This is a genomic window from Nostoc sp. UCD121, from assembly GCF_014222285.1.
GTDB lineage: Bacteria > Cyanobacteriota > Cyanobacteriia > Cyanobacteriales > Nostocaceae > Nostoc.
The window spans coordinates 24,542-36,152 of the sequence record NZ_JACKZS010000064.1; the positions used below are offsets into that span (position 1 = coordinate 24,542).

Annotated in this window: 10 protein-coding genes and 2 tRNA genes; 6 read left to right on the forward strand and 6 right to left on the reverse strand. The window is 42.6% G+C overall.

All coding sequences use genetic code 11. The features are described from left to right. Positions 1–189 precede the first annotated feature (189 nt). Together GNF10_RS15640 and GNF10_RS15645 are read right to left on the reverse strand one after the other, a co-directional pair. A complete protein-coding gene (locus tag GNF10_RS15640; RefSeq protein WP_185580789.1) occupies positions 190–813 on the reverse strand; it encodes a DedA family protein in 624 nt (207 codons plus the stop codon). Between the two features lie 454 nt (positions 814–1,267). After that, positions 1,268–2,350, reverse strand: coding sequence for a Gfo/Idh/MocA family protein (locus tag GNF10_RS15645; protein WP_185580790.1), 1,083 nt, complete (start codon positions 2,348–2,350; stop codon positions 1,268–1,270). A gap of 648 nt (positions 2,351–2,998) precedes the next feature. On the opposite strand from GNF10_RS15645, the gene queC reads away from it, so the two are divergent. Beyond that, complete coding sequence (gene queC, locus GNF10_RS15650; protein ID WP_185580791.1) at positions 2,999–3,673, forward strand: 7-cyano-7-deazaguanine synthase QueC; 675 nt, start codon at positions 2,999–3,001, stop codon at positions 3,671–3,673. Positions 3,674–3,820: 147 nt separating this feature from the next. Here the strand turns inward: queC and GNF10_RS15655 are convergent, their stop codons facing one another. Both GNF10_RS15655 and GNF10_RS15660 read right to left on the reverse strand, forming a co-directional pair. Then, a complete protein-coding gene (locus tag GNF10_RS15655; RefSeq protein WP_185580792.1) occupies positions 3,821–5,218 on the reverse strand; it encodes a hemolysin family protein in 1,398 nt (465 codons plus the stop codon). Between the two features lie 160 nt (positions 5,219–5,378). Then, entirely contained in the window at positions 5,379–6,080 is a 702-nt protein-coding gene (locus GNF10_RS15660; protein WP_179074451.1) for a hypothetical protein, read from the reverse strand. 290 nt (positions 6,081–6,370) lie between these two features. Between GNF10_RS15660 and GNF10_RS15665 the strand changes: the two genes are divergently transcribed. Beyond that, positions 6,371–6,443, forward strand: a tRNA-Ile gene (locus GNF10_RS15665). 127 nt (positions 6,444–6,570) lie between these two features. On the opposite strand, the gene GNF10_RS15670 is transcribed toward GNF10_RS15665, so the two are convergent. Beyond that, positions 6,571–7,005, reverse strand: a complete 435-nt coding sequence (locus GNF10_RS15670) for a hypothetical protein (protein ID WP_114084964.1) — start codon at positions 7,003–7,005, stop codon at positions 6,571–6,573. Positions 7,006–7,111: 106 nt separating this feature from the next. On the opposite strand from GNF10_RS15670, the gene pyrE reads away from it, so the two are divergent. Next, on the forward strand, positions 7,112–7,735 hold the full coding sequence (gene pyrE, locus GNF10_RS15675; protein WP_185580793.1) for an orotate phosphoribosyltransferase: 624 nt from the start codon (positions 7,112–7,114) through the stop codon (positions 7,733–7,735). Between the two features lie 92 nt (positions 7,736–7,827). On the opposite strand, the gene GNF10_RS15680 is transcribed toward pyrE, so the two are convergent. Next, a tRNA-Thr gene (locus tag GNF10_RS15680) sits at positions 7,828–7,899 on the reverse strand. Positions 7,900–8,243: 344 nt separating this feature from the next. On the opposite strand from GNF10_RS15680, the gene argF reads away from it, so the two are divergent. From argF to GNF10_RS15695, 3 genes are all read left to right on the forward strand, one after another. Then, the gene (gene argF / locus GNF10_RS15685; protein WP_185580794.1) at positions 8,244–9,164 is read left to right on the forward strand and encodes an ornithine carbamoyltransferase; all 921 of its coding nucleotides are present in this window, start codon (positions 8,244–8,246) and stop codon (positions 9,162–9,164) included. Between the two features lie 198 nt (positions 9,165–9,362). Continuing rightward, positions 9,363–9,968, forward strand: a complete 606-nt coding sequence (gene lexA / locus GNF10_RS15690; RefSeq protein WP_185580795.1) for a transcriptional repressor LexA — start codon at positions 9,363–9,365, stop codon at positions 9,966–9,968. An 81-nt stretch (positions 9,969–10,049) separates the two neighbouring features. After that, a complete protein-coding gene (locus GNF10_RS15695; RefSeq protein ID WP_185580796.1) occupies positions 10,050–11,531 on the forward strand; it encodes a DNA phosphorothioation system restriction enzyme in 1,482 nt (493 codons plus the stop codon). Positions 11,532–11,611 lie beyond the last annotated feature (80 nt).

Genomic DNA, 11,611 nt, shown 5'->3' on the forward strand with positions numbered 1-11,611 from the left:
AAAAATGCGAGCAACCAGAAATTCTAGGTTGCGTCAAGTGTAGCTAGAAATACGCCATAAATTAATTTTGGCCATATCTCCGATAAGCTCATGCCTTCGTACATCTAGTATTATTTGGCATAGTGTAGGCGAATTTTGGCCAGATGTAACCCCTGCTTTTACTGCTTTCAAACCAAAAGCGTCCGTATTTCATCTTCTAGTACGTCTTAACTGGCGCTTAAATATCCAGAAAACAAATGCTAGAACCAAACCCCCGAGTACGATTTTGGATACAGGAGCAAGGTACTTGTCCACAAGTTCATACTGACTACCTAATGCGTATCCTGAGTATGTTAGCAAGCCCACCCAAGCAGCGCTACCTACTGTTGTGTAAAACAAAAATGGTAGCAAGGGCATATTGCTGATCCCTGCGGGAACAGAAATCAAGGTGCGGATTCCTGGTACAAGACGACCAATTAATACTGCTTTTCTACCTTGTCGGTCAAACCACTGTTTGGCCTTGGTAATATCTTTACTGGAGATAGCCAGCCATTTGCCATACTTGTCAGCCCAAGCTTTTAAACGGGTTTCGCCCAAAAACTTACCTGGATAGTACCAAATAAGTGCGCCCAATACAGAACCCAAAAGTCCTGCGAAAAACACACCAATGATATTTAGCTTTGCCCCTCCTGGTTGATATGGACTTGCTGTAAATCCAGCCAGTGGCATAATCAATTCTGAAGGAATGGGGGGAAAAAGGTTCTCTAGGAACATTAGTAGGGCGATTCCCCAATAGCCAAAATAGTTGATAGTGTTAGTTATCCATTCAAGCATTAAGTCAATTCCTGAAATTGCTGCACTAGTCTTGTTACTAAGATTGAGCCTTAGTTTTTTTAAAAAGTAATTATCCCTGCTTGTTAGAGCCAAGGTAACTTGGCTGCACTAAAAGTTGCATCGCAACTTAAAAATAGAGTAAGACAAGTGAAAGCTAGGGGTCTGTTTCATTAATTTTGAAGGTTATAAAAGTTCGTAGTAGCTCTAACCCTTGAAATTGAGCGAGAAATCGCTCACTACGAATCTCACAAAATTAATGAAAGGAGCCACTAAGTTTTATGTTCTAATTTTTTAGATCCCCCTTAGTCAGTTTTGTAAAAAGACTAGGGAGGATCTAAAGACTTGATGGCAAATTTAAAAACATACTTTGGGGTTTTCTTCTAAGTTAGTGGCTGTGGGAGAGTAGGGAGAAAATTTTACCTTGTCCCCCTCATCCCCCTCATCCCCCCTTCTTCTAGACTGTCGGGGTCAGTGATTGTACCCTTGGTTCCGATTGCCAGTCTAATGGATTCCAAACTCGATCTTCCAGCGCCATCTGTTCAATCAAACTTGCCAGTCTCAGCGCTTTGAGAGCTTGTTCACCACCTACCGAGGGTTGATTGCCACCGTGTACACAGTTGACGAAATGTTCTAATTCCGCACTCAGAGGTTGAATATTGCTGGTGTAGACTTTTTCAATCACACCATCTTGCCTGTAAAGTACTTGTCGGTGGTCGGTGAGAGAATTGGCAGGCGTTTGTCGGTGAATCAAAATTTCATTCTTGAGAAAATCTGCCTCAGTAAATGAATTTTTGCAATGAGCGACAATCCGGCGAATTTTTCGGTGAGTAACTTTACTGGCAGTCAGAGTAGCAACAATACCATTGGCAAACCCCAAGGTGGCAGTTACGTAATCTAAATAACCAGAGTCCAAGGAGCGAGTACCGCTAGCAGTCAATTTTGTGACTGGGGAAGCAGCTAATTCTAAAAGTAGGTCGATGTCATGGATCATTAAATCCAGCACAACCGAAACATCGTTTGCCCGATCTGAGTAAGGACTCATTCTGTGGGCTTCTAACGCCAGCAATTCCTCGGTTTTCAGAACTTGGCTCAGTTCTTTAAAAGCTGGGTTGAAACGCTCAATATGACCTACTTGCAGGATACACTGAGACTCTGCCGCCGCATTTACTAAAGACTCTGCCTCAGAAATACTGGCTGCGATGGGTTTTTCAATCAAAACATGAATTCCCGCTAGCAGACAGCTAATACCCACGGCATAGTGCAGACGGGTGGGAACGGCTACACAAACTGCTTCCACAAGGGGTAGCAGGTCACAGTAATCTTCAAAAAAACGCACCTTGTAATTGCTGGCAGTTTCTAATCCCCGTTCGACGTTAATATCTGCCACTCCAACCAGTTCAACATCTTTCATTGAACTCAGCACGCGAGCGTGGTGTTGTCCCATGTTACCCACTCCAATCACGCCTATGCGGATCGGTCGTGGCTGGTTGCGCTGTGTATATAGATTCGGTTCTGCCACTGACATGCTATCTTGCACTATTATTCTCTCCTCAACCACCAAATTTAGAGACGCTACGGCCGTTGGCGTTTATACTCGAAAGCCAGTTACGATCCGTCTAAAACCATCCAGATGGTAACATAGAGCCTATGTTTATGAAGAATTTCAAAGTTTGCGATCGGTTCCCGTAATCCAAACATCTTTTGTATAGATAGTTCGGGTTTGTTTTTGATTTTGCACTTTCTACAAAAAATATATGTCTTTTTATTAACTTTAAAACATTCAGTAAGACTTAAGTGTAAATTCTCCAAAGTTTTCAGGGTCAGCTTCTTCGGTTCGGATTCCTCTCTGAGATACCGTTAGGTAATTAGTTACTGAGAGCAATATGCAATTGACAACACTAAAATTACAAAATAATCAAAAATAACACTTAAGCTTTTTTCCAAAAAATATTTTCAGAAATTATTGTCACTGATTTGCAGAAAGGGTTTTTGTATAATTATTTGCAGTACCTACCGTAGAAACATACTCCTGCAAAGAAACAAGCTACTAGCAGCGTCACTTTTTGAGAGAAGCTAGTGTGGCTTGGCCATCAGCAAGAGACGTTTAGGAATCTTTTTGGCATTGCTTCCTGGCATCTTGTTAAGGTGTAATTTGGCGATTTAAAATTCAAAATTTGCAATCGAGATGAAAGCTGTAATTCTGTTATCTGGGGGATTGGACTCTTCCACAATTCTGTATCAAGCTAAGGCTGATGGCTGTGAATGTCATGCTATTTCCTTTGATTACCAGCAGCGACACCGACGAGAGTTACAGTCAGCCCTTACTGTTGCTAACAAGGCTGCGATCGCAAAACATCAGGTAGTGAATTTTGATTTACGGCAGTGGGGCGGTTCCGCACTTACCGATGACGCGATTGATCTACCTCAAGAGCGATCGCTGCATGAAATGTCTCAAAATATTCCTGTGACTTATGTTCCGGCTCGTAATACCATTTTTTTAAGCTTTGCTCTTGGCTACGCCGAAACGATCGCGGCTGAACGTGTCTATATCGGTGTCAACGCTTTAGATTACTCAGGATATCCTGACTGTCGCCCCGACTATATCCAGGCAATGCAGGAAGTTTTTCGTCTGGGAACCAAACAAGGGCGTGAGGGACAACCAATTAATATTGTTGCACCCCTAATCAACTTGAAAAAAACCGAAATCATCCAACTAGGGAACCAATTGGGAGTTCCTTGGGAACTAACTTGGTCTTGCTATGCCGGTGATGATGTCGCCTGCGGTGTATGTGATTCTTGTCGCTTGCGATTGGCAGCTTTTGCCGAATTGGGACTCGTAGATCCACTGGTGTATGCTTAGTGGGCATTGGGCAAAACAGTTCCGTTAGCGATAGCGGGGCGTTTAGCCCGTGCTGAGTTCCGAGTGCTGTTAGCGGTAGCGGGGCGTTTAGCCCGTGAAGAGTTAGGAGTTACGAATTCTCCCCCTGCCTCCCCTGCTCCCTGCCCTCTACTGCCCTGCTCCCCCCGCTTCCTCCAAGCGTCGCAGTTGAATTTGATGCAGGCGTGGGCCAACAATTGATACCACAGTGAATTCGAGATTTTCATAACAGAAGGTTTCGCCTTTGGCCGGAATTTTCTGTAACTGATACAACAAAAAGCCTCCTAGTGTTTGATATTCTCTTGTCAGGGGCAAATTGAGATGCAAAACCTCGTTGAGGTCTTCGAGGTTGATTTGTGCCTGCACCAAAAATTTCTGCTCATCTAACATCTGAATCAGTAAGTCGTCACTGCTTTCAGGTTCGCTTGCATCGCCGATGATTTCGGCAATGACATCTTTGATTGTCACGAGTCCCACAGTAGAGCCAAATTCATTTACTACCATGACCATAGCGGGTTTCTCTTGCTGCATCATGGGCAAAAGTTCACTCAAGGGCGTGTGTTCGGGAACAAACCGAGCGGGGCGCATCCAAGGTTGGATCTGTGTCTCTAAACTGAGCTTTCCCACAGCTAAAGGTTGTGCCAAATCTTTAAAATAAACAATGCCGCGAACATCGTCTAAAGATTCACCAATCACGGGGTAGCGTGAGTAACCAGTAGTAGCCATTTCTCTAAGTAATATCTGGAAGGTAGCATCTTTTGGTAGCGTGATAATACTGGTGCGCGGGATCATCACATCTTGGGCCATGACATCCCCAAACTCAAAGACATTATTGAGCAGTTCTCGTTCTGCACGCTGTAAACCAGTAGATCCCCATTCTGTAGAGATAATCAGTTGCAATTCTTCAGGAGTTACAGGCGGTCTCCAGCCTTGACCTGTGTATTGGATACCAAAAATCCGCAATAAAAAACGAGTTGATTGGTTGAGAATCCAGATGAAGGGGCCAAAAAAACGCACGATCGCTTTTACCGAAGGCCCCAAAAACCTCGCTAGCTGTTCTGAGTACAGCATAGCCAAGGATTTGGGACATAGTTCTCCGACTACAATTTGCAAATAAGCAATTAAGAAAAAAGCGATGGGAATTGATAAGGAATGGGCGAGGAAGTTAGTCATCCCACTAGGTAAAGGCCAGGATCTTAACCAGGTATTTACCAGCACGACAATTGTGCTTTCGCCAATCCATCCCAGCGCCAAACTAGAAAGGGTAATGCCTAACTGAGTGGTAGATAGTAGTCGATCTATACTACGTTGTAGCATTTCCACAGCGATCGCTGGAATATCCCCTGCCTTAACTAGCTGGTGGATACGCGATCGCCGCACGCTCACCATCGAAAATTCCGCCGTCACAAAAAAGGCATTTATGGCAATCAGTAGTAGCACTGACAACAACCGCAGCGCCACATCCGTCCAAATCAAATTAGGAAAACCACTCACTGCCAAAGCTCGTGTAAAACTCACGCCCTCCATTTAGGGGGATTGGGGAATTGGAAGAAGCAAGAGAGCAGGGGGACAAGGGGGAATTATTGAACAAGTCTCCCTCCTGTTCCTTGTCTCCTTTGTCTCTTCTTCATGCCCAATTCCCCATTCCCAATTCCCCATTCCCCATTTCCCATTCCCCATTCCTTTTCTACCTTCCCACAGGAATATTCGATGCCTCTAGCTTCAATTGTTGAGCAGGATAATCAGTAAGAGCAAGTGATATTTTCTTGACATCATCAAGTAAAGCTGTGGGAATGCTCACTGTACCTGAAAATGCTGGGCCATTGACAGGCAATTCTGTTGGCAAACCCTCTGTACTAGCACTTAGGGTTCGTCCTTTATCATCGGTAACATCTAAAAAACTATACAGAAAGCGCACAGAATCCTTACCTTTGTTCTGCATTTTCACTTTCAGTAGCAAGTCACCACCAGAGTAGCGAGCAGATTGCACAGTCATAGTTACACCCTGACTTTGGGCAGTAACTGGAAAGCCTGGTAAGGGTTTTTCTTCAACCACTTCTGGGGGTTTTTCCTCTGGCTTCTGCTTGCTGCTATTGGTTTCTTCGTCATCTTCCTCTAGCTTTTCCGATTTAGCAGCCTTGGTCTTACCATCAATTCGCGCCTTGACAACTTTCAGAATCTCTTCCTCTTTTAATAGCACTAGCCCTCCCTGTTGAGAGGCATTTGCCTTATTGCTGGCAAATTTGGTTGTGGGACGACCATCGGGTGCGGTAACGCCTTTAAGTGCTGAACTCCCCAGTTCAAACCCCAAAAACGCGCTCACAGAACCTGCTCCCATCATCAGGATTAACAAAATCAAAGTAAGAAGTACAGTAGAATTTATTTTCATTGCTGATAAGCTATCACATAAAAATGCTGGGCTATTTAAGAATATTGAAGCTTTTGACCTCAATCCTTAAAGGAACTTAATCAATATTAGTCTGTACTATTTCATGATTAAATTATGTAGTATAAAAATTTGGTAAACTAGTGTCCAGTATTCACACGTGGTAAATTTATGCTATAATGACGGAATTGGCTAAAGTCAGTGAACGAAGTATTTTCCTCACTCTAAAATTAGCAAATAAAATTGACTTAAAGAGTCAAAATAATTGGCTTGGAGAAATCCGAACAAAACAAGCGCCTTTGGCCGATTGGGGAGGCAACGAACTCATAATTCGTCTTCAGGCTGGTTCGATTCCAGCAGGGCGCACTGAATGATCAAAAAGCAGTAATAGAGGGTATGGGGCATTGGGTACGAGCAGTTGTACTGAGTATTGCTGAAGTGTTGGTGAGTAATTATTGTCCTTTGCTCCCCACTCCCCACCCACTCGCTAATCTTACCGAGGTGGTAAAGTTTCGAACCTGAATTCAGTTCCCACTTTGAGTTTGTCGCTATTCAAACGAGGGGACATGATCAGCGATGTGTCATAAGGATTTGGTAAATCAGGGGTGCGAAGATAAGGATCGTTACCAACTTGCTGAGTTAAGACATCATGATATAAAGTGTTAACCAACTCAGCATCACGGGCAATTTCATTTTCTGGGAAGGAACCACCGAAACTAGAACCAGATCCTAGAAGTGAGTCTACCTGACGCTTGAGGCTGCCATTTTCGTAGAAATTGCGATCGTGACTAAAAAAAGCTCGTTCAAATACATCACTCGTAGTTTCAGTTCTGGGGGTTGCGGTTTGGGCAAATGCAACTGAGGGAAAAGCAATACCAGCAGCAAGCAGCACCAATAAACCACCAAAGGTTTTAAATTTTATACGCACGTTTCTGACTCCTCAATTTTCGTTTTGGGCGAATCTTAATTTATGCTTAAGTTCAGAACTCTGATGAGTTCAACCTTTGGTGTAGCACAACTTTTAATGTTTTGTAATGACGTATCCTACTGAAACTCTTACCCACTCAGATATTTGGGCAACCACTCCTGATTTGACAACCTTGCGCCACAAGCTACTAGATTTATTTTCTCAACGGGCTTATCAAGAGGGTGATTTTGTTCTCGCTTCTGGGCTACGTAGTTCTTATTATGTCAATAAGATGCAGGTAACACTCCACCCCCAAGGAGCTTTAGCTGTTGGACGATTGTTGTTTCCTTTACTACCTGTAGATACTCAGGCTGTAGCAGGTTTAACGATGGGGGCTGATCCAATGGTGACAGCAGTGAGTATAGTTTCTGTTTATGAAAACCGACCCATACCAGCGCTGATTATTCGCAAGGAAGCCAAGGGTTATGGGACGAAAGCTTATATAGAAGGCCCCACTTTACCAGAGGGTGCAAAAGTAGTAGTTTTGGAAGATGTGGTGACAACTGGGAAATCTGCTCTGAAAGCGGTTGAGCGTCTTAAAGATGCAGGTTATACCGTTAATCAAATAATTTCCCTGGTAGACCGACAACAAGGTGGAGGTGAGTTGTATCAGTCATCTGGGTTAAAGTTTGAAACTTTGTTTTCGATTCAGGAAGTTCAGGAACGCTATCGACAACTGGCGAAATCATGAACATCTCAATATATACGATTTAGTTAGAGACTAAAACATATATTCATTTAGTCTAAAGCCAAAACCCCCGCATCTGGGGGATTTTGCGTTAAAGCCAGCAGCGGGATTTGAACTCGCGACCTTCCGATTACAAGTCGGATGCACTACCACTGTGCTATGCTGGCAATTTTTTTGATTACTTTAAGTAGCAACCACAATTTCTTATTGTACCATAATCAATTTATTTGTCTAGCTGTAATTGCTAAAAAATATCTCCCTCTTCAGAAATAAGCCTAGAAGACTAGAGATTTACGCTTGGAAAGTCTAGTTGGCGTTGCAATTGTGATGAAACAGAAACGAATCTGCGATCGCAATCACGGATAAAGTTGATAAATTAATATCCATACCAAAAGCTAACTCAAATCCTGGGCTGAACGCAAAAATATCTCGTCAATTCCAAAACTGTATTTTCTTAGCACAGCTGAATAAAGGGACAGAAATATATAATTATTTTTTACAGATTATAAGCATGGCAGCATTGCTCGGACGAGATTTATTAAGTCTAGCGGACATCAGTCCGACGGAACTTCAAGAACTTCTGCAATTGGCTACTCAACTTAAATCACAACAACTGAAGTTGCAGTGTAATAAAGTTTTGGGGTTGTTGTTCTCCAAAGCTTCAACTCGCACACGGGTAAGTTTTACTGTGGCGATGTACCAATTGGGTGGACAGGTAATCGATCTCAACCCTAATGTCACTCAAGTTAGTCGAGGGGAACCTTTACAGGATACGGCGCGGGTGTTAGACCGATATCTGGATATTTTGGCAATTCGTACTTTTGCCCAGCAAGATTTAGAAACTTTTGCTCACTATGCCAAGATTCCGGTGATTAATGCGCTTACTGATGCAGAACATCCTTGTCAGGTATTAGCGGATTTATTGACGATTCAGGAAACCTTTAGCACCCTTGGTGGGTTAACTTTAACCTACGTGGGTGATGGGAATAATATGGCTAATTCTTTGATGTTGGGCTGTGCTTTGGTAGGGATGAATGTCAGAATTGCTACCCCTAGCGGATATGAGCCAGATTCTAAAATTGTAGAACAAGCAAGAGCGATCGCTAATAACAAAACTGAAGTCCTTGTCACTCACGATCCAGAATTAGCAGCTAAGGGTTCTACTGTACTTTATACTGATGTTTGGGCAAGTATGGGGCAAGAATCTGAAGCCAATAATCGGATGCCAATTTTCCAGCCTTACCAAATTTCGGAACAGCTATTGAGTCTTGCTGATCCAGAGGCAATTGTTTTACACTGCTTACCAGCTCATCGTGGTGAAGAAATTACTGAGGCAGTTATTGAAGGTTCTCAATCAAAAGTTTGGGAACAGGCAGAAAATCGCTTACACGCTCAAAAAGCTTTGCTTGCGAGTATCTTAGGGGCAGAGTAAGGGAATAGGGTATAGTTTTCTTCCTTGTAACCTCTAACTTGTAACCTGTACCCTGTTATATTCTTATTCGTCAAAAGGCAAAAGAGAAGAAAATAATTTTACTTTTGCCTTTCATAATTTTTACTTTTCTCTTGCTTATGGGGAGTTTTTTGTAGTACTAATGTTCTAGAGACATTAATAATTACTTCCCGCAAATTTATGGAACGTCTAACGGAAGCTCAACAAGAACTTTACGAATGGTTGGCAGAATATATCCGATCGCACCAGCATTCGCCTTCAATTAGGCAAATGATGCAAGCGATGAACTTGAAGTCACCAGCACCAATTCAAAGTCGTTTAGAACATTTACGCACTAAGGGATATATAGAATGGACTGAAGGACAAGCGCGAACGATTCGAATTTTGCGTCCTATGAAGCAAGGCGTACCAATTTTGGGCACGATCGCTGCTGGTGGTTTAATAGAACCGTTTACTGATGCTGTAGATCATTTAGACTTTTCTAATTTCGATTTACCTCCCCAAACCTACGCTTTGCGGGTAGCTGGCGATAGTATGATTGAAGATTTAATTACTGATGGCGATGTGGTATTTCTGCGTCCAGTAGCAGAACCTAATCATTTAAAAAATGGTACTATCGTCGCCGCGAGAGTAGATGGATTTGGTACCACATTAAAACGTTTTTATCGCCAAGGCGATCGCGTTACTCTCAAACCAGCAAATCCTAAATACAATCCCATTGAAGTCAGCGCTATACAAGTGCAGGTACAAGGTTCTCTCATTGGTGTTTGGAGGGGTTACAACTGAGGAATGGGGAATGGGAGAGAGATAATCAATACCCAATGCTCATTAATTAGGGTTCATGACTACCTTTGTACTTAATATTTTATGTACCTGACGAAAAATTCAGTGCAGCAACTGCCCGCTTTCCGCTTGAAATTACCGTTTGCAAGGGAAAGTAAGGGCAGTTATTATACTTCGCAACCATTACCAGGATGCCCAAGAATGCCTCCGTCTCTGCAATTGCGGCAATATCAGCGACAAGCGATCGCTAGCTGGTTTACCAACAATGGCAGAGGGACGCTGAAAATGGCTACTGGTAGTGGTAAAACTATTACCGCATTAGCGATCGCTTGTGAATTATATCAGCAGATTAATTTACAAGTTCTGGTGGTGGTATGTCCCTATCGCCATCTCGTTACCCAATGGGCGCGAGAATGTGAAAAATTTAATTTGCAACCCATTTTAGCTTTTGAGAATTTACGCACTTGGCAAAGTCAACTTTCTACTCAAATTTATAATCTGCGTTCTGGTTCTCAACGGTTTGTCACGGTGATTACTACGAACTCTACTTTAATTGGAGATGGGTTTCAGTCTCAACTCAAATATTTTCCCGCTAAAACTTTAATTATTGGGGATGAAGCGCATAATTTAGGCGCACCCAAGCTAGAAGAAAGTTTGCCGCGTAGTGTTGGGTTGAGACTGGCTTTATCTGCCACACCGGAGAGGTATTTTGATGATTTTGGTACGCAATCTTTATTTGATTATTTTGGCCCAGTTCTGCAACCGGAGTTTACTTTGAGGGATGCGATCGCTCAAGGTGCTTTAGTACATTATCTGTATTATCCGGTGCTGGTGGAATTGACTGAAGCCGAAAGTATTGCCTATTTAAAGTTAACTAAAAGAATTGGGCGATCGCTACTTTATCGAGATCGAGAAAATGGACAAGCAGGAAGTTTTGAAGACAATGAAGATTTAAAGCCGTTGTTGATGCAAAGAGCAAGGTTAATTGGTGCGGCGGAAAATAAATTAACTGCCTTGCGGGATTTAATGGCAACTCGCCGCGAAACTAGTCACACACTTTTTTATTGTAGTGATGGTTCCCAAGATGCGGGACAACGTTCTTCTCTACGCCAACTCAAAGCTGTTGCTAAAATTCTGGGGGTGGATTTAGGGTACAAGGTAAGCACTTATACGGCTCACACAACTTTACAAGAAAGGGAAATATTGCGCCATCAATTTGAAAGTGGAGAGTTGCAAGGTTTAGTCGCAATTCGTTGTTTAGATGAAGGTGTCGATATTCCGGCAATTCAAACTGCGGTAATTTTATCAAGTTCTGGAAATCCCCGCCAATTTATTCAGCGACGGGGGCGAGTTTTACGCCCTCATCCTGGTAAAGAACGCGCCACTATATTTGACATGATTGTTTTACCACCAGATTTAGATAGAGAAACTATAGAAGTTGAACGTAATTTGTTGAAAAAAGAATTACGGCGCTTTGTAGAGTTTGCCGATTTAGCTGATAACGCAGGGGAAGCAAGAATGAAGTTACTTGATTTACAAAAGCGCTATGGTTTATTAGATATTTGATGATGAACTATATAGTTGTATTTTTTTGTAAAATTTTTCGAGTTTTGAAAAAACAAGCATTAAGTATGAAATAATAAAAT

Excerpts from the sequence above, each read along its gene's own strand:
- GNF10_RS15655 (WP_185580792.1), bottom strand. The coding sequence starts at position 5,218 with ATGGAGGGCGTGAGTTTTACACGAGCTTTGGCAGTGAGTGGTTTTCCT.
- pyrE (WP_185580793.1), top strand. The coding sequence starts at position 7,112 with ATGACGTATCCTACTGAAACTCTTACCCACTCAGATATTTGGGCAACC.
- queC (WP_185580791.1), top strand. The coding sequence starts at position 2,999 with ATGAAAGCTGTAATTCTGTTATCTGGGGGATTGGACTCTTCCACAATT.
- argF (WP_185580794.1), top strand. The coding sequence starts at position 8,244 with ATGGCAGCATTGCTCGGACGAGATTTATTAAGTCTAGCGGACATCAGT.
- GNF10_RS15660 (WP_179074451.1), bottom strand. The coding sequence starts at position 6,080 with ATGAAAATAAATTCTACTGTACTTCTTACTTTGATTTTGTTAATCCTG.
- GNF10_RS15640 (WP_185580789.1), bottom strand. The coding sequence starts at position 813 with ATGCTTGAATGGATAACTAACACTATCAACTATTTTGGCTATTGGGGA.
- lexA (WP_185580795.1), top strand. The coding sequence starts at position 9,363 with ATGGAACGTCTAACGGAAGCTCAACAAGAACTTTACGAATGGTTGGCA.
- GNF10_RS15695 (WP_185580796.1), top strand. The coding sequence starts at position 10,050 with ATGTACCTGACGAAAAATTCAGTGCAGCAACTGCCCGCTTTCCGCTTG.